Source organism: Tardiphaga sp. vice154, assembly GCF_007018645.1.
In the GTDB taxonomy this organism is placed as follows: Bacteria; Pseudomonadota; Alphaproteobacteria; order Rhizobiales; family Xanthobacteraceae; genus Tardiphaga.
On record NZ_CP041399.1, the window covers coordinates 3,800,179 to 3,818,682 of the forward strand.

The 18,504-nt window shown below is 64.3% G+C and carries 15 protein-coding genes and 1 pseudogene; 12 read left to right on the forward strand and 4 right to left on the reverse strand.

The features are described 5' to 3' along the window. The first annotated feature begins 53 nt into the window (after window positions 1-53). The 8 genes from FIU28_RS17840 to FIU28_RS17875 all read left to right on the forward strand — a co-directional run bounded on the left by FIU28_RS17840 (window position 54) and on the right by FIU28_RS17875 (window position 8,511). Window positions 54-1,472, forward strand: coding sequence for a circularly permuted type 2 ATP-grasp protein (locus FIU28_RS17840; protein WP_143574535.1), 1,419 nt, complete (start codon window positions 54-56; stop codon window positions 1,470-1,472). Between the two features lie 64 nt (window positions 1,473-1,536). Further along, window positions 1,537-2,481 (forward strand): alpha-E domain-containing protein, encoded by a 945-nt coding sequence (locus FIU28_RS17845; protein WP_143574536.1) that lies wholly within the window; start codon window positions 1,537-1,539, stop codon window positions 2,479-2,481. A 129-nt stretch (window positions 2,482-2,610) separates the two neighbouring features. Continuing rightward, on the forward strand, window positions 2,611-3,447 hold the full coding sequence (locus tag FIU28_RS17850; RefSeq protein WP_143574537.1) for a transglutaminase family protein: 837 nt from the start codon (window positions 2,611-2,613) through the stop codon (window positions 3,445-3,447). Window positions 3,448-3,552: 105 nt separating this feature from the next. Next, window positions 3,553-5,055 carry an argininosuccinate lyase gene (locus FIU28_RS17855; RefSeq protein ID WP_143574538.1) on the forward strand — a complete coding sequence of 501 codons (1,503 nt, stop codon included), beginning with the start codon at window positions 3,553-3,555 and terminating at the stop codon, window positions 5,053-5,055. Between the two features lie 91 nt (window positions 5,056-5,146). Next, the gene (locus tag FIU28_RS17860) at window positions 5,147-5,893 is read left to right on the forward strand and encodes a proteasome-type protease (RefSeq protein ID WP_143574539.1); all 747 of its coding nucleotides are present in this window, start codon (window positions 5,147-5,149) and stop codon (window positions 5,891-5,893) included. 5 nt (window positions 5,894-5,898) lie between these two features. Next, window positions 5,899-6,420 (forward strand): GNAT family N-acetyltransferase, encoded by a 522-nt coding sequence (locus FIU28_RS17865; protein WP_246660725.1) that lies wholly within the window; start codon window positions 5,899-5,901, stop codon window positions 6,418-6,420. An 11-nt stretch (window positions 6,421-6,431) separates the two neighbouring features. Continuing rightward, complete coding sequence (locus tag FIU28_RS17870) at window positions 6,432-7,190, forward strand: SDR family oxidoreductase (RefSeq protein WP_143574540.1); 759 nt, start codon at window positions 6,432-6,434, stop codon at window positions 7,188-7,190. 70 nt (window positions 7,191-7,260) lie between these two features. Further along, entirely contained in the window at window positions 7,261-8,511 is a 1,251-nt protein-coding gene (locus tag FIU28_RS17875) for a NupC/NupG family nucleoside CNT transporter (protein WP_143574541.1), read from the forward strand. Window positions 8,512-8,540: 29 nt separating this feature from the next. Here FIU28_RS17875 and FIU28_RS26700 read toward each other — a convergent pair whose 3' ends face one another. Next, entirely contained in the window at window positions 8,541-9,938 is a 1,398-nt protein-coding gene (locus FIU28_RS26700; protein WP_210245567.1) for an HD-GYP domain-containing protein, read from the reverse strand. Window positions 9,939-10,218: 280 nt separating this feature from the next. Here FIU28_RS26700 and FIU28_RS17885 point away from each other — a divergent pair. Then, window positions 10,219-10,862, forward strand: a pseudogene (locus FIU28_RS17885) (glutathione S-transferase family protein). A 24-nt stretch (window positions 10,863-10,886) separates the two neighbouring features. Here FIU28_RS17885 and FIU28_RS17890 read toward each other — a convergent pair. Next, a complete protein-coding gene (locus FIU28_RS17890; protein WP_143574542.1) occupies window positions 10,887-11,420 on the reverse strand; it encodes a cupin domain-containing protein in 534 nt (177 codons plus the stop codon). A 182-nt stretch (window positions 11,421-11,602) separates the two neighbouring features. Then, window positions 11,603-11,887 carry an usg protein gene (locus tag FIU28_RS17895; RefSeq protein WP_143574543.1) on the reverse strand — a complete coding sequence of 95 codons (285 nt, stop codon included), beginning with the start codon at window positions 11,885-11,887 and terminating at the stop codon, window positions 11,603-11,605. Window positions 11,888-12,304: 417 nt separating this feature from the next. Between FIU28_RS17895 and FIU28_RS17900 the strand changes: the two genes are divergently transcribed. Next, window positions 12,305-12,628 carry a co-chaperone GroES gene (locus FIU28_RS17900; protein WP_143574544.1) on the forward strand — a complete coding sequence of 108 codons (324 nt, stop codon included), beginning with the start codon at window positions 12,305-12,307 and terminating at the stop codon, window positions 12,626-12,628. Window positions 12,629-12,673: 45 nt separating this feature from the next. Beyond that, window positions 12,674-14,314: a chaperonin GroEL gene (gene groL, locus FIU28_RS17905; protein ID WP_143574545.1), complete on the forward strand. Its 1,641-nt coding sequence runs from the start codon at window positions 12,674-12,676 to the stop codon at window positions 14,312-14,314. 169 nt (window positions 14,315-14,483) lie between these two features. Here groL and FIU28_RS17910 read toward each other — a convergent pair whose 3' ends face one another. Continuing rightward, window positions 14,484-15,020 (reverse strand): REP-associated tyrosine transposase, encoded by a 537-nt coding sequence (locus tag FIU28_RS17910; protein WP_143576259.1) that lies wholly within the window; start codon window positions 15,018-15,020, stop codon window positions 14,484-14,486. Between the two features lie 431 nt (window positions 15,021-15,451). On the opposite strand from FIU28_RS17910, the gene FIU28_RS17915 reads away from it, so the two are divergent. Further along, entirely contained in the window at window positions 15,452-18,343 is a 2,892-nt protein-coding gene (locus FIU28_RS17915; RefSeq protein ID WP_143574546.1) for a caspase family protein, read from the forward strand. Window positions 18,344-18,504 lie beyond the last annotated feature (161 nt).

Sequence of the window (18,504 nt, forward strand, 5' to 3'; positions counted from 1 at the left end):
ATCCTGTTTCATCATGCATTCTCCGGCATGAACTCGAAAAGCAGTCAGGATTCATGGCAGTTGCGTTCGACGAAATGAATGGCCCGCTCGGCGATCTCCGCCCAGCCTATGCAGAACTCTCGCGCTGGTTGAAGGAGACGCCGCCAGACGCCCTGGAATATCGCCGGCAGGAGGCGGAACTATTGTTCCGCCGGATCGGCATTACCTTTGCCGTCTATGGCGATTCCGAATCGACCGAACGTCTGATTCCGTTCGACGTGATCCCGCGGATCATCTCCGGCAAGGAATGGACGCTGCTGGAAAGAGGCCTGAAGCAACGCACCCGCGCCATCAACATGTTCCTGCGCGACATTTACCACGGCCGCGACATCTTGCGCGCCGGGCTGATCCCGGACGATTTGATCTTCCAGAACGAGGTCTTTCGCCCGGAAATGAACGGCCAGCAGGTGCCGCACGACGTCTATGTCCACATCGCCGGCATCGACATCGTCCGCACCAATCCGGACGAGTTCTTCGTGCTGGAGGACAATGCCCGCACCCCGTCCGGCGTGTCCTACATGCTGGAAAACCGCGAAATCATGATGCGGCTGTTCCCCGACCTGTTCGCCCGGCACCGCGTCGCCCCGGTCGAGAAATATCCGGACGAGTTGCTGTCCTGCCTGCGCTCGGTGGCTCCTGATAGCGCCAATTCGGAGCCGACCGTGGCCCTGATGACGCCCGGCGTCTACAATTCCGCCTATTACGAACACTCATTCCTGGCCGACAAGCTCGGCGTCGAGCTGGTCGAGGGCCGCGACCTGATCGTCAAGAACGACGAAGTGTTCATGCGGACCACCGAGGGCCTCAAGCGCGTCGACGTGATCTACCGCCGCGTCGACGACGACTTCCTCGATCCTTTGTCGTTCCGCCCGGATTCAGCGCTCGGCGTGCCCGGCCTGATGTCGGCGTATATGGCCGGCAACGTCACGCTGGCCAATGCCGTCGGCACCGGCATCGCCGACGACAAGGCGATCTACAGCTACATGCCGGAGATCGTGAAATTCTACCTCGGCGAGGAGCCGATCCTGAAGAACGTGCCGACCTGGCGCTGCCGCGAGCCGAAGGACCTCGCTTATGTGCTGGACAACCTCGCTGACCTCGTCGTCAAGGAAGTCCACGGTTCCGGCGGCTATGGCATGCTGATCGGACCTGCCTCCAGCAAGGCGACCATCGAGGCGTTCCGCGACAAGCTCAAGCGCGAGCCGGAAGGCTTCATCGCCCAGCCGACGCTGGCGCTGTCGACCTGCCCGACCTGCACCGCCTCGGGCCTGGCGCCGCGCCACGTCGACCTGCGGCCGTTCGTGCTGACCGGCCGCGACCGCGTCACCATCGTGCCCGGCGGCCTCACCCGCGTGGCTCTGAAGGAAGGCTCGCTGGTGGTCAATTCCAGCCAGGGCGGCGGCACCAAGGACACCTGGATTCTCGACGAGTAATTCGTCCCACCGAGCGACTTCGACACCAAACGCGCAAACCGATTTCAGACGAGTATTACCCCGCATGCTGTCGCGCACCGCCGAGAACCTGTACTGGCTAGCCCGCTACGTCGAACGCGCCGAATATCTCGCGCGGACCATCGAGGCGACGCTGCGCGTCACCGCGCTGCCCAATGCCTATGTCGGCCAGACCAACGAATGGGATTCGGCCCTGCTCACCGCCGGCGTCTCGGCGGCGTTCTACGAGATCTACGAGGAAGCCGACGAGAAGAACGTCGTCGAATATCTCTCCTTCTCCACCGCCAACCCGTCCTCGATCCGCAACTGCATCGAGAATGCCCGGCTGAATTCGCGCTCGGTGCGGACCGCCCTGACCGGCGAGATGTGGGACACCATTAATGGTGCCTGGATCGAACTGCAGGAGATCTGGAGCAATGGTGCCAAGACCCGCGAGCAACTGGCGCGCTTCCTGCGCTTCGTGCAGGAAACCTCCTTGCGCTTCGATGGCTCGGCCTATCGCACCATGCTGCGCAACGATGCCTACTGGTTCTCACGCCTTGGCCTGCATCTGGAGCGCGCCGACAACACTGCACGAATCCTGGACGTCAAATATCACTTGCTACTGCCCGAAGAAGAACACGTCGGCGGCCCGCTGGACTATTACCAGTGGACATCGATCCTGCGCTCGGTATCGGCGCTGACCGCCTATCACTGGGTCTATCGCGAAACGCTGAAACCCTGGCTGATCGCGGACCTGTTGATCCTCAACGACACGCTGCCGCGCTCGCTCGCCTCCTGCTACGGCAATCTGGTACGTAACCTCGACCAGATCGGCGTCTCCTACGGCCGCCAGGGCGCCGCGCAGCGCCATGCCCGCGGCGTGCGCAACCGGCTCGAACACAGCAACATGGACGATATCTTCCAGCACGGGTTGCATGAATTCATCCAGGAATTCATTGCGGACAACAGCCGGCTCGGCGAGATCATCGCCAAGCAATATCTGATATGATTGATTGTCATTCCGGGGCGCGGGCGGCGCCAGCCGACCGCGAGCCCGGAATCCCGAGCAAATAGATCAATGCAGATTCCGGGTTCGATCGCGCTTCGCGCTCTCGCCCCGGAATGACGAGTAAACATCATGCGCCTGCGTATCGCCCATACGACGACCTATCGCTACGAGCCGCCGGCATCGGGCGTGATACAGATCCTGCGCATGACGCCGGGCAGCCATGACGGTCAATACGTCGCGGAATGGCAGATCGACGTCTCCACCGATTCGCGGCTCGACCTGCATGAAGACGCTTACGGCAACGTCACCCACGTGCTGACGCACGGGCCGATCGCCGACCTGACCATCCATTGCGAAGGCCTGATCGAAACCCAGGACACCGGCGGCGTATTGAAGGGTACCGACGAGCGCTTTCCGCCGAGCTTCTTCCTGCGCCAGACCAGCCTCACCAAGGCCAACCCGGCGATGGCCGCCTTCGCCCGCGAGCTCGATCCGCAGCCCGACACCGACGTGCTGGGTTACCTGCACGCGCTGATGATGGCGATCAACGAGCACATGACGTTCGACGGCGACCCCACCAATACCGGCACCTCGGCGATCGAGGCCTTCACCGGCAAGCGCGGCGTCTGCCAGGATTACGCCCACATCTTCATCGCCTGCGCCCGCACCGGCGGCGTACCCTGCCGCTTCGTCGCCGGGCATTTTCTGCGCAGCGACGGCATGGTCGAGCAGCAGGCCGGCCACGCCTGGGCGGAAGCCTTTGTGCCCGATCTGGGCTGGGTCGGCTTCGATCCGGCGAATGCGATCTGCACCACCGACGCGCATGCCCGCGTCGCCATCGGCCTGGATTATCTCGGCGCCGCCCCGGTGCGCGGCACCCGCTATGGCGGCGGCATGGAAACCCTGATGGTCTCCGTCAAGGTCGATCAGGCCGGCCGACAGGGACAGTGGCAGAGCCAGTCTTGATACAATCGTTAACCTGACGGTTGATCGATGCCTGGGCGCAGCCGCGCCGGGAGTCGCGACTGTCGCATGAACGGCGCGCCCAAGTGCCGTCACAAGCGAGGAAACATGCAGAAGACGGCAATCTGCCTTGGAGCACTATTGATCTCGCTCACAACTGTCGGGGCCGAGGCACAATCCGGACCCAGGCGTGACGAGTTCTTCTGGCTGGGCGAGATCAACAAGGCCAGCGCCGTCATCAATACCGACGAAGGCCTGCTGGATCGCGCGGTGGCGCCGCGCATCGCGGCCGGCCTGCGCACGGTGCTGCACGCTGGCGAGAAGCCGGGCGGCAAGCGGCCCACCCTGGTCATCACCTTCGAGCCGTTGCTGATCGAGGCTGCCGGCGTCGAGGCGACGCTGCTGCATGCCGGCCGTTCCAGTCAGGACATGCTGGCCACGGTGCGCGCCGCCATCATTCGCGACGAAGTGCTGACGCTGGCCGAACAGCTGCGCAAGACGACAGCCACCATGGTGGCGCTCGCCGAAAAGCACGCCGGAACAATCGTTCCCAATTACACCAATGGCGTCGCTGCCCAGCCCAACAGCTACGGGCACTACCTGCTCGGCCATGTGGCGGGCCTGCAGCGCGATGCCGAGCGGCTGCGCCAGTTCTACGCCCGGCTTGACCGTTCGCCGATGGGCACAACCGTGCTGAACGGGACGAGCTGGCCGCTCAACCGCCCCCGCATGGCCAACTACCTCGGCTTTGCCGCGACCGTGGACAACGCCTATGACGCCGCGCAGATCTCGGCCACCGAGATCCCGGTCGAGCTCGGCGCGGTGACCACCGCGATCGCCCTCCACGCCGGCGCCTACATCCAGGACGTCATGGTGCAATACGCCCAGCCGCGCCCTTGGATTCTGCTGCAGGAAGGCGGCGGCAACACCTATGTCTCCAGCGCCATGCCGCAGAAGCGCAATCCCGGGCTGCTGAACGACGTGCGCGGGCAAGCATCCAGCGTCGTATCGCTGGGGATCGGTCGCGCCATCCAGGCGCACAACATCCCGCCGGGCATGAACGATGCCAAGAACGTCGGTGACAATGCCGTAGTGGTCGGCGGCGCCACGCGCGTGCTGGCCGGCTGGGACCGCATCCTCGGCGCCCTCGCGGTCAATCCGGAGCGCGCGCTGGAAGAACTTAACAGCGACTGGACCGCATCCCAGGAAGTGGCCGACGTGCTGATGCGGCAGTACAAGCTGCCGTTCCGCGTCGGGCATCATTTCGCCTCCGAGGTCGTCGACTACGCAAAGGCGCACGACATCCGACCGAGCGATTTCCCCTATCAGGAGGCCCGGCGGATCTTTTCCACGACGCTGACGGAGATGAAGGTGGCCGGCGGCGAACTGCCCTTGAGCGAGGCGGAATTCCGCGCAGCCCTGGACCCCGTGGCGATCATCCGCCATCGCGCGACCGCCGGCGGGCCGCAGCCCGCCGAGATGGCGCGGATGGTGGCCGAAGCGAAGCAGTCGCTGGCCGAGCAGGATCAATGGATCCAGGCAAGGCGGCAGCGCATCGACGGCGCGCTCGCCGAGCTGGATCGGGATTTCGCGCGGCTCGGGACGCCGTAAAGCGGAAGGAAGCCAGCATTCCGGGGTTTTACGCGCCGTCTGAATGACCTATCAGTGTTCTGTCGACCCTCTGGTCGGGCAAGGACATTCGATGACCTATTGTTGCGGAATCCTGGTGCGGGACGGGTTGGTGATGATCGCCGACACGCGCACCAATGCCGGGCTCGACAACGTCTCGACCTTCCGCAAGCTGCACATCTTCGACCAGCCCGGCGACCGCGTGATGGCGGTGGCCTCTGCGGGCAACCTGGCGATCAGCCAGTCGGTGCTGTCCACGCTCAGCGAGGGGTTCGAGAATCCCAAGACCGGCGAGCACGAGACGCTGCTCAATGCGCCGACCATGTTCCAGGCCGCGCAGCGGATCGGCCGTGCCATCCGCCATGTCAACGCCACTGAAGGCGAGGCGCTGGAGGCCGAGGAAATCAAGTTCAACGTCTCGTTCCTGTTCGGCGGTCAGATCAAGGGCGGCAAGATGCGGATGTTCATGATCTACCCGGCCGGCAACTTCATCGAATGCACCACCGATACGCCCTATCTGCAGATCGGCGAGCACAAATATGGCAAGCCGGTGCTCGACCGCGCCGTGCATTACGAGGTCGAACTCTATGAGGCGCTGAAGACCAGCCTGATCTCGATGGATTCGACGATGCGCTCCAACATCGGCGTCGGCATGCCGATCGACGTGCTGGTCGTGCGCACCGACACCTGCGAGGCCGACCTCAACCATCGCATCGAGGCCGGCGAGCCCTATTTCCACGACCTGCGGTCGCGCTGGTCGGCCGCGTTGCGCCAGGCGCACCACAACATCCCGCGCCCGCCCTACAAGAAGGAAGGCTGAACGCATTGACGCCGGTAACCACGTCGCACTGGCGCGCGATGACGGCGGCCGACCTGCCGGCCGTGCTGGCGTTGGCCGATGTCATTCATCCGGACTTTCCGGAAGAGGCTGCGGTGTTTGCCGATCGCCTGGCGCTGCATCCGGCCGGCTGCTTCACGCTGCATGGCGACGCCGGCGCGGTCGGGTACGTGCTCAGCCATCCCTGGTACGATGGACAGCCGCCGCAGCTGAACGCGGTCCTCCGCCATCCAGCCACGGCCGCCTCGACCTATTATATCCATGATCTGGCACTGCTTCCCGCCTCACGAAAATCCGGCGCGGCCGCCGCGATCGTCGCGACGCTTGCGGCTCACGCGAGCGCGTTGCAGTTACCGAACATGACGCTTGTTGCCGTCAACAATTCGGTTCATTTTTGGCGCCGGCAGGGTTTTGATATCGTCGTCGATCCCGAGCTCGACGGGCAATTGCGCAGCTACGATGCGCAGGCCCGCTTCATGCGCCGCGAACTAATCCAGAAAAAACGATAAGGGAAGACACTATGACCCACAAGATTGCACTCGTGACCGGTGCCGGCACCGGCGTCGGCCGCGCCGCCTCGCTCGCGCTGATGAAGATCGGCTTCACCGTCGTGCTCGCCGGGCGCCGCCTGGAATTGCTGCAGGAAACACAAAAGCTCGGCGAAGCCGAGGGCGGCCAGAGCCTGCCGGTCACCGCCGACATGGCGGACCCCACCTCGATCGCGGTGCTGTTCGCCAAAATCAGGGACACTTACGGCCGGCTCGACCTGCTGTTCAACAATGCCGGCATGGGCGCACCGGCCGTACCGTTCGAAGATCTCGGCTTCGCCCATTGGCAGGCGGTGGTGAACACCAACCTCACCGGACCGTTCCTGTGCACCCAGCACGCCTTCCGCATCATGAAGGACCAGACTCCGCATGGCGGCCGCATCATCAACAACGGCTCGATCTCCGCGCATGCGCCGCGACCGTTGTCGGCGGCCTACACCTCGACCAAGCACGCCATCACCGGCCTCACCAAGGCCACCAACCTCGACGGCCGTGCCTATGACATCGCGGTCGGCCAGATCGACATCGGCAATGCCGCCACACCGATGACCGACCGCATGGTCAACGGCCCCGGCGTGCTGCAGCCCGACGGCACCTCCAAGCAGGAGCCGCGCATGGACGCCAAGGCCGTCGGCGACGCGGTCGCCTACATGGCCGGCCTGCCGCTCGACGCCAACGTGCTGTTCATGACCGTGATGGCGACCAAGATGCCGTTCGTCGGGCGCGGTTAGGCCTCAGCCGGCCTTGCCATTGCACACCTGAGGCCGCTGCGGCCATAATCGTTGCGGCTTCGGGGGTGTCATGCTGCAATTGCAATCGGCGTTCGGCGTGTTCGCGCTGCTCATGCTCGCATGGGTGCTGGGTGAGAACCGCCGCGCGGTGTCGCTCAGGCAGGCCACCATCGGCCTTGTCGCCACATTTCTCACCGCCGTCATCCTGCTCAAGCTGCCGATCGTCGCGCACGCCTTCGGTGCCATCAACAACGCTGTCAACGTAATCTCGTCGGCGACGCGCGCCGGCACCTCCTTCGTGTTCGGCTATCTCGGCGGCGGCGTGCTGCCGTTCGATCCCAAGACGCCGGGGTCGGATTTCATCCTCGCGCTGCAGGCGCTGCCGATCGTGCTGGTCATGAGCGTTCTGACCACGCTGCTATTCTATTGGCGTGTGCTGCCGCCAATCGTGCGCGGCATGGCGTGGCTGTTGGAACGCACGCTCGGCGTCGGCGGTGCGGTCGGATTGTCGACCGCCGCCAATATCTTTCTCGGCATGGTCGAGACGCCCTTGTTCATCCGGCCGTATCTCGCCCAGCTTACGCGCAGCGAGCTGTTTCTGGTGATGACCGGCGGCATGGCGGGGATCGCCGGCACCGTGCTGGTGCTCTATGCCACGCTGCTGGCGCCGCTGATCCCGGACGCACCGGCGCATTTCGTCATCGCCTCGGTGCTCGGTGCGCCGGCGGCCATCGTGATCAGCCTGATCATGGTGCCCGAAACCGCCGACAGGCGGACCGGCGGCGCGCTGGAAAATCCCACCGCCACCGCCTCCGGCACCATGGACGCCATCGTCAGGGGCACGGTCGCGGGACTTGAGCTGCTGCTCAACATCGTCGCGCTGCTGCTGGTGCTGGTGGCGCTGGTCTATCTCACCAACGCCGCGCTCGGCCTGCTGCCGAATGTCGGCGGCGCCGCCATCACGCTGCAGCGCATGCTCGGCATCGTGATGGCGCCGGTGTGCTGGCTGATGGGCCTGCCGTGGGATCAGGCGATGACCGCAGGCAGCCTGATGGGCATCAAGACCATCCTCAACGAACTGATCGCCTATGTGGAGCTGTCAAAGCTGCCGCCCACCACATTCGATCCGCGCTCGCGGCTGATCATGCTTTATGCGCTGTGCGGTTTCGCCAATTTCGCCAGCCTCGGGATCATGATCGGCGGACTTGGCACGATGGCACCGGAGCGGCGCGACGAAATCGCCGCGCTCGGCCTCAAGTCGGTTGTCTCGGGGACGCTGACGACATGCCTGATCGGCGCCGTCGTCGGCGTGCTCAGCTAGCCGCCGTGAGCCCGCCTACGTAGGCGCTCTCAATCCGCGTAACGAACTGCAATATCCTTGAATTGATCGGTGATCTGAATAAAGGCATCGACGATATCCGGGTCGAAGTGCCTGCCCCTGCCCTCCACGACGATCGCGATCGCCTGGTCATGCGGCATGGCGTCCTTGTAGACACGGCTGGAGGTCAATGCGTCGTAAACATCGGCCACCGCCATCAGGCGCGCAGAGATGGGAATGGCGTGACCCTCCAGCCCGTTCGGATAACCGCTGCCGTCCCATTTTTCATGATGAAACAGCGCAATTTCCTTTGCGCAGGCGAGAAACTCAATCTTCGTCCCAAGTCGCTTTTCGGCATTTTCAATGGCGTTGTGGCCGAGCGTCGTATGGGTCTGCATGATCTTGAATTCGTCCGGGTCAAGCTTACCCGGCTTCAGCAGGATGCTGTCGGGAATGCCAACCTTACCGATGTCATGGAGCGGAGCATATTTGAAGAGCGTATCGATCTGATGATCGACCAGATAGTCGGCGAAGGAAGGGTGAAATTGCAATTGCCGAGCCAGCGCCCTGACATAATGCTGGGTGCGACGAATGTGGTTGCCGGTTTCGTTGTCGCGGGTCTCGGCCAGCGACGCCAGGATTTCGATGGTCACATCCTGCGTATCGAGAATCTTGCGGGTGCGTTTTTCAACTTCGATTTCGAGAAGCCCGTTCTGGTTCTTCAGGAAATCCTTCGCCGCCGTCAGGGCCGTTTGCGCCGAAAAATCCTTACGCAACAGGAATTCGCGCCACCAGCCGATGCCCGCCGCCAGAATGAAGGCGGTGACGACGTGATAGGACCAGTAGAAGAGCGTGCTCAGGTCTTTACCGGACGCCAGCAGCAGCGCGCATTCAAACATCAGGAGAATGATGAGTCCCGCCGGAAGCGCGTATCGGAACTGGACGCCAAGAATGACGAAGCAATAGAACTCAAGAAAGACGAAATTGAGGATGCCAACCCAGGAGCTGAGACCCATGCCGCCCTGGCTGTCGATTTCCAGCAGGACCCAAAACAGGCTGCAGGCGACCACCGCGATGAAGGCGCACATGACGAATTGCCAATGCCGTTTGGCCGTGGACGTAAAGGAATAGGCGATTCCAATGCCGAGGATCGGCAGGCACAGCTGAAGGCGATAGGTATTTGCGGATGCATTCTGGAACGCCAGATGGTCCACCAGAAAATCGCCGAAGATCAAAACCATACCGACGATGAGGCTGGCCTGCGCGTAGCGATAGTAAAAGGCGTGGTAATATCGAATAAAATTCAGTTCATATTCGGCGCCGGCAAACGCAAGTTTCGGGCGCAATGGCAATGCGCCTGATCGCTCGGCGTGATCGACAGTGCCGCGTCCTTCCGCACGCCAGGATATCGGGGAATCTAAAACTAACATCGGTGGGTCCTGGTTGTGGAAGTCGAAATCGAAGCGGTGGAACCGGCAGGGCGTCCGGCCCGGCCTCTCCGGAAATGGATGCGCATTCTGATTATCTTCCCATCAACTCCTTAAACCTCGGTGAAAGTTGACCCGCTAAGGCAACCAATTGGCGAAGTGAACCGCCAACGATCCGGCGCTCATCGTCGCCATCGCCGCGCCGGTCCGCGACAGAGCATCGAAGACGGTGTCGCCGCTCAGCTTCATCGACAACGTCGCGCTGCTATGCTGGAGAACGACAGTGACTAAATACCGGCTGCATTACTTCCCGGAGTCCGGCAACAGCTACAAGCTCGCGCTGATGCTGACGCTGTGCGCGCAGACTTTGAACTGGTGTGGACTGACTTCGGCGGCGGCGTCACCCGCACGCCGGAATGGCGCGCTGAGGTCAACGAGATGGGCGAAATTCCCGTGCTCGAAGATTTCGAAACGCGCCTGACCCAGACCGCGCCGATCCTGCTGACGCTGGCCGAACGCTATGGCTGCTTCGGCGGCAACAGCGATGAAGAGCGTTTCAAAATCCTGCGCTGGCTGTTCTGGGACAACCACAAGCTCACCAGCTTCATGGCGACTTATCGCTTCATGCGCGCCTTCATGCCGAATGCCGACCCGCAAGTGCTCAAGTTTCTGCGCAGCCGGCTCGACGGTTTCCTGGCGATCGTCGATGCGCATCTGCGGCATCGCGACTTCATGGTCGGCAACAAGCCGACGATCGCCGACCTGTCGATGATCGGCTATCTGTTCTTTCCCAAGGAAGAAACCGGCTACGATTTTGCAAGCACGCATCCGGCGGTGCAAGCGTGGCTCGGCCGTGTTGCGGAGCTACCCGGCTGGCGTGCGCCATACGATTTGATGCCCGGCCAGCGCCTGCCGCGGCACGTCTGAACGTGATGCGGCGCAACGACGACGTCAGCGCGTGATCTCAGTGGTCCTGAATTCCGCCGGCAGGATGATCTCAAGCAGTTCGCAATTATCGGAGTAATCGCGGATCAGGTGCTTGATTTTCGGCGGCTGTGTCCAGCAGCTGCCCTGCTGCATCAGCGTCTCGCCCTGCCCTTCGAGATAGGTCTTCACCCAGCCGTTCAGCACATAGACCATCTGAAATTCGATGTCGTGAAAATGCAGCTTGGAGACTTCGTCCGGATTGCAGGGACCAATCAGGCGGATCACATGTGCCTGCGCCAGGCCGTGGGTGGCGGCGGCGATGCCGAGGTCGCGATACCTGGCGTAGGCGCGCAGGCCATTGGTCTGAAAATCGTCTTCGCGATAATGGCTGACGGCAACCCGCTGCTTCGAACGTCGCAGGGTTGATTTCGCAGCGGCGGCTTTGGCTTTCAGCGGCTTGCGCGACGCGCTTTTCGCGGACACCGCACGCGTGGATGCGCCCGGTTTTTTCGTCGTGGCGGTTCGCGCCGCGGTCTTGAGACTTGAAGCCTTTGACATCGCCTGCTTCGCCATTGCGAACCCCCTGTTGAACAACGCTGCGCCAATGCGCCTCGCGCCCTTCGCAGGAGGTTAGCCGCAGTTGATCACAGCGGTAATTCGCATCATGTCGCAACCGCCGAGCCACGGCCCCGGAATAGACCGAAGCGCGCGCAGCTGCGCTCGGGCCTTGCGCCGCAGCGTCAATGCAGCCGGAACACGCCGTCGATGGCGCGCAGTTCGGCCGGCTTGATCAGCTTGGAATGCGCGACGGTGACGGCGAACAAGGGGCCATCCAGCTTCTCCTCCCAGAACGCCAGAAAATCCTTCAGGGCCGGGAATTTCGGAAACAGGTCGTAATCCTGCCAGACGTAGCTCTGCAGCAAAGCGGGATGGTCGGGCATCCGGTACAGGATCTGCGCGGTCGTCAGTCCATAGCCGAGCACCTGCTTCCTGAAATCGTCAGAAACTGCACTTCGCGAACCCATTGCAACCTCCAAAGACAGAGCGCATTCGGCCTCAGTGGCTTCCGGTAGGACCTCGACGCTCTGCTCTCCTGTGACCGCAACGCCCGACCGCGAACCGGATTCCACTTCGCCCTGACGACGCGATGTCTGAAGTGTGACGCACACAACAACCCCATCACAAGCTTAAAAGTTTAACAATGCGTTGAAAGCCTCAATGTTAGCAATGACTTACCGCGAGTGCTAGCAGCCCTCTGGCGCCCCATTAACGGCGTTGGGGCAAATTGGCAGCCGTCATATTTGAGTGCCAAAAAAACTGCTAGAAGGCCTTGCCGAGCGGGAACGTTCGGCCTATGTCCGGAACAGTCGTGCTGGCACTTGTCGGCCTCGACTGCCAAAATTCCGAAATATCGAACTTTTACAGAAACTTAGGAGGACTGCATGAAATTCCGTCCGCTGCACGATCGCGTTGTAGTCAAGCGCATCGACGCTGAAGAGAAGTCCGCTGGCGGCATCATCATCCCGGATAGCGCCAAAGAGAAGCCCTCGCAGGGCGAGATCGTTTCCGTCGGTCCCGGCGGCCGCGACGAAGCCGGCAAGCTGATCCCGATCGACCTCAAGGTCGGCGAGCGCGTCCTGTTCGGCAAGTGGTCGGGCACCGAGGTCAAGATCGATGGCCAGGACCTGCTGATCATGAAGGAAAGCGACATCATGGGCGTGCTGACCGACATCGCCGCCCCCGCCGCCAAGAAGAAGGTCGCTTAATCAGCGCCTCCCGCCTTCTCCCCCTAATTTCCAAGGAAGCAAAACATGTCAGCTAAAGAAGTCAAATTCGGCGTTGATGCCCGCGACAAGATGCTGCGCGGCGTCGACATTCTCGCCAACGCCGTCAAGGTGACGCTCGGCCCCAAGGGCCGCAACGTCGTGCTCGACAAGTCGTTCGGCGCGCCCCGCATCACCAAGGACGGCGTCACCGTCGCCAAGGAAATCGAGCTTGAAGACAAGTTCGAGAACATGGGCGCTCAGATGGTCCGTGAAGTCGCGTCGAAGTCGGCCGATCTCGCCGGCGACGGCACCACCACCGCGACCGTGCTCGCCCAGGCGATCGTCCGTGAAGGCGCCAAGTCGGTTGCCGCCGGCATGAACCCGATGGATCTGAAGCGCGGCATCGACCTGGCTGTGGAAGCCGTGGTTGCCGACCTCGTCAAGAACTCCAAGAAGGTCACCTCGAACGAAGAGATCGCCCAGGTCGGCACCATCTCCGCCAACGGCGACAGCGAAATCGGCAAGTTCCTTGCCGACGCCATGAAGAAGGTCGGCAACGAGGGCGTCATCACGGTTGAAGAAGCCAAGTCGCTCGAGACCGAACTCGACGTCGTCGAAGGCATGCAGTTCGACCGCGGCTACATCTCGCCCTACTTCGTCACCAACGCCGACAAGATGCGCGTCGAATTCGATGACGCCTACATCCTGATCAACGAGAAGAAGCTCTCCAACCTCAACGAGATGCTGCCGCTGCTCGAAGCCGTCGTGCAGACCGGCAAGCCGCTCGTGATCGTCGCGGAAGACGTCGAAGGCGAAGCTCTCGCCACCCTCGTCGTCAACCGTCTGCGTGGCGGCCTGAAGGTTGCAGCCGTCAAGGCTCCGGGCTTCGGCGATCGCCGCAAGGCCATGCTGCAGGACATCGCGATCCTGACCGGCGGCCAGGCGATCTCGGAAGATCTCGGCATCAAGATGGAGAACGTCACGCTCGCCATGCTCGGTCGCGCCAAGAAGGTGATGATCGACAAGGAGAACACGACGATCGTCAACGGTTCCGGCAAGAAGGCCGACATCGAAGCCCGCGTGTCGCAGATCAAGGCGCAGATCGAAGAGACCACTTCGGACTACGACCGTGAGAAGCTGCAGGAGCGTCTCGCCAAGCTGGCCGGCGGCGTTGCCGTCATCCGCGTCGGCGGCGCGACCGAGATCGAAGTCAAGGAGCGCAAGGACCGCGTCGACGACGCGATGCATGCGACCCGCGCTGCGGTTGAGGAAGGCATCGTCCCCGGCGGCGGCGTCGCTCTGCTGCGCGCTTCGGAACAGCTGAAGAAGATCAAGACCGCGAACGACGACCAGAAGACCGGCGTTGAAATCGTGCGTCGCGCTCTCTCGGCCCCGGCTCGCCAGATCGCGCTCAATGCAGGCGAAGACGGCTCCGTCATCGTCGGCAAGGTGCTCGAGAACGCGACCTACGCGTTCGGCTTCGACTCGCAGACCGGCACCTACGGCGACATGCTCAAGAAGGGCATCATCGATCCGACCAAGGTGGTCCGTGCCGCGATCCAGAACGCAGCTTCGGTTGCGGGTCTCCTGATCACCACGGAAGCCATGGTCGCCGAACTGCCCAAGAAGGGCGGCGCCGGCGGCGGCATGCCCCCGGGCGGCGGCATGGGCGGCATGGACTTCTAAGTCCAAGCCAACCAGGCAACTGACAATTAAGAAAACCCCGGCAGCGATGCCGGGGTTTTTGTTTGTCGGTAGCCCGGATGGAGCGCAGCGCAATCCGGGAGCGGTGACCGCGACCTGTGAACCCGGATTTCGCTGCGCTTCATCCGGGCTACAGCTACAGCCCGGCATATTATTCGGCGCGCTCTCCGAAGCCGGCGCCATCGTTGCATCCATCGCCGGCCCAGTCTGCCGGCAACAGGCCTTTGCGGACATAATGGTGCAACGACGAATATGGCCAAGCCACCGGTGCCGTCACGAGGCCGTGCTTGACGGGATTGAAATGAATGTAGTTGGCACAGCGCTCGAAATCAGCGTCGTCGCGGACTGTGTGCTCCCAGAAGCGGGACTGCCACAACCGGTATTCGCCATGACGATTTCGCGGCACAGAGACGCCGGACGCAGCGACACAGCGCGTAAACCCGGCCTTGATGCTTTTCCAGCGTCCGGGGAAGTCGGCATCGCCTTCGGGCAATGTCAGAATCGCATGCAGATGATCGGGAAGGATCACGACGGCGTCGATGGCGAACGACTTGAGACTGCGGGCGTTGCGGAATGCGGCCCGGAGAATGCCGACATGATCAACCAAGGCCGATGATCGCCGGTCGGCCAGCGTCACCGTAAAGAAAAACGTCCCGCCAGGGATCAAGTTTCGCCGGTAGAGCACCATGACAGGAGCATATCCTGGATTTCGCAAAAGCGACAGAAAGGCGGCGTCGCGTCTTGTTAGTCGTCCGTAGCCCGGATGGAGCGAAGCGCAATCCGGGACCCGCGTGGACATAATTTGTGCGTCCCGGATTTCGCTTCGCTTCATCCGGGCTACGATCGAGCCTGCAAGCTCATCCACCACCAGCCTCACGCCAACAACGGCCGCGCGTCCTGCGGCTTCGGGGACGATTGCCACCGGTTCACGATCCAAAGCGCGACCCGCGCGCCGAGCAGGAGCGAGGTTCAATGGGCGGCAGCGGCGCAATGGCCCGCCACATCCGCCCATTCACCCCGCTCCCCGCGCCAGCCATAGTTTCGACCTGTTGCATTCAGTAATCATTCAACGCATTCCTTAGAGACTAGAGGCACGATTCCAGAACGCGCGGAGCCGCCATGACGTGGATGCTGAAATTCCTTGCTGTCGTGCTGGCCTTGATCGTGGCCTCGGAGAGCCCCTCGCGGGCCGCCCCCGCCGAACGGCGCATCGCGCTGGTGATCGGCAATGCCAACTATCAGGCCGGCGCGCTGCCGACGCCGGCCAATGATGCCGGCCTGATCGCGCAGACGCTGCAGGCCGCCGGCTTTGACGTCACCGGCGCGCGCGACCTCGACCAGGACACGCTGCGCCGCACCTTCCGGGAATTCCTCGACAAGGCCGCCTCGGCCGGACCTGACGCCGTCGCCTTCGTCTATCTCGGCGGTTACGGTCTGCAGCTCGAAGGCGAGAACTACTTCGCGCCGATCGACGCCAAAATCACCCGTGACGTCAATGTCTCGGCGGAAGCCATCCGACTGTCCGACTATATGGTGCCGCTGGCGGCGCTGAAGCTGAAGGCCAGCATGGTGGTGCTCGATCTGGCGCGCGCCAATCCCTTCGCCAGGACCGGCAATCCGCTGTCCGGCGGACTGGCGCTGGTCGATCCCGAGCCGGGCATGCTGGTGGCGTTCAACGCCGCGCCCGGCACCGTGGCGCCCGCCGAGCCCGGCCCCTATTCGGCCTATGCCCAGGCGCTGGCCGAGATGATGCGCGAAGGCGGCCTGAGCAGCGACGATCTGTTCAGCCGCATCCGGCTGCGCGTCAACGAGACCACCAAGGGCGCGCAGGTGCCGTGGAACGTGTCGAAGCTGCCGGCGCCGTTCTTCTTCTTCGAACGCGCCCCCGACGCGCCGCCGCCGACGGTGTCGCGCGAGCAGGCCATAATGGTGCGCTCCCGCCCGGTGCGCGATTTCAGCGCCCAGGAGGCCTATCTCGCCGCGGTCGATCGCGACACGCTGGAGGACTACGAAGCCTTTCTCGACGCCTATCCCCGCGATCCGATGGCACGGCGCGTGCGCGCCATCGTCGCCGCACGCCGCGAGGCGATCACCTGGCGCCGCACCCGCAACGTCAACACGCCGCCGGCCTACTGGTCCTATCTGCGGCGCTACCCGCGCGGCGCGCATTCCGACGATGCACGGCGCCGGCTGAGCTATCTCTCGGCGGCATACGATCCGCCGCCCAGTTTCACAGTGATGGCCTACGACATTCCGCCGCCGCCGCCGGAAGAAGTCATCTACATCCAGCGGCCGGTGCTGATGTTCGACGATCCGGATTTCGGTTTTGCGCCGCCCCCGCCGCCGCCGGTGTTCTTCCTGCCGCGACGCCCGGTCTATTTCGACGATCTGCCACCGCCGCCGCCGCCGGTCTACGCCTATGTCCTGCCGGTGCCGAACTATCAGCCGGTGCCGGTCTGGGTCCGGCCGCCGCGCGACATCGCGCCGCCGCCGAGCAACATCATCTACAACAACATCCACAACGCCGTGGTGATCAACAACACCACCCAAGCGGTGACGATCACCAATCCCGCCGGACAGGCTCAGGTCTTGACGCCGCCGGCAGCCCCGGTAGCGGCGGCCGCACAGGCGCCCGCTCCGGCCGGGTCGCCGGCCGCGCCGGTTGCGGCCGGCGTGCTCGCGGCCGGTGTTGCCGGTGTCGGCGCCGCGGCCTTGCTCGCGCCGTCGCTGCCACCGTCGGTCGCGACCAAGGCGGCGCTGGCCCCCAATCCGCCGCCGGCCCAGATGTTCAAACCGGCGCTGTCGGCACAACCGGTGCCGGCGCAGGCGCAGACGACACCCGCACCCGGCGCGACCACGCCGGACGGCAAGCCCGCGCCCGGCGCTGTGCCACCCACCGGTTCCAGGATGGCACCGGCCGGAGCAACGCCGCTATCCGGCGCCAATCCGGCCAATCCGCCCGGCGCGCCGGGCGTGCCCCCTGCCAATGGCAGGCCGGCGGCGCAGACCTTGCCGGGGGCCAACGGCCAGCCGCTTCCGCCCGCCCCTGGCGCGCCCGGTGCAACGCCGCCTGGCGCGAAAGCGGGCGGCCCGGCTCCGGCAACGCCGAATGGCAACGCCCCAAACACCGCGCTCCCCGGCGCCAACGGACAGCCGCTTCCGCCCGTCCCCGGCGCAGCGCCGGGCGCACGCCCCGTGCCGGGTGGACCGTCGCCTGCAACGCCACCGCCGCCCGGTGCAAACGGCCAGCCTCGCCCGGCCGCCGGTACACCTGCCGCAACGCCGGATGCCGCAAAACCGGGGTCGACCTTGCCCGGTGCCAACGGCCGTCCGCTGCCGCCCGTGCCCGGTTCGCCGCCGGCTCCGGCGGCGCCGGCAGGTGGCGCAAGACCCGGCCAGGCCGGAGCCCCGTCGCCTGTGACGCCTGCCGCTCCGCTGAACGCCGCAAGACCGGGATCGGCCTTGCCCGGCGCCAACGGCCAACCGCTGCCGCCGGCCGCTTCGCCGCCGGCTCCGGCGGCACCATCGGCCGCTCCAAAGCCTACCCCGCCCGCGGCGCCACCGGCTCCGCCGGCAGCCGCCCGCCCAATCGCGCCGCCTCCAGCGGCAGCGCGCCCGACACCGCCACCGCCACCGGCAACACGCCCAACGCCACCGCCTCCTCCGGCTGCGGCGCGACCGGCAGCACCGCCACCACCGCCCCCGGTTGCGGCGCGACCGTCGGCACCGCCACCGCCTGTGGTGCGACCACCGCCGCCAGCGCCCCCGGTTGCACGGCCTGCGCCGCCGCCACCACCCGTGGCAAGACCGGCACCACCGCCGCCTCCGGTGGCGCGACCTGCACCGCCTCCGCCGCCACCACCTCCCGTGGTGCGGCCGGCACCGCCGCCACCGCCACCTCCCGTGGCGCGGCCGGCACCGCCGCCTCCACCGGCTGCGGCCCGCCCGGCTTCGCCTGCCGGCAAGCCATGCACGCTGCCGAACGGCCAGCCATGCCCGCCTCCGCGGTGAGCCGCGACAGACCGATCGGAGCTGCCCGCATGGGCCTGTGAGTGCGGCGAGATCGACGACGAAACCCCGGCAGCGATGCCGGGGTTTTTTGTAGCCCGGCTGACAATCCGGGGCCGGCCCTCCCGCAGCCTCCGAATCCCGGATTTTGCTGCGCTTCATCC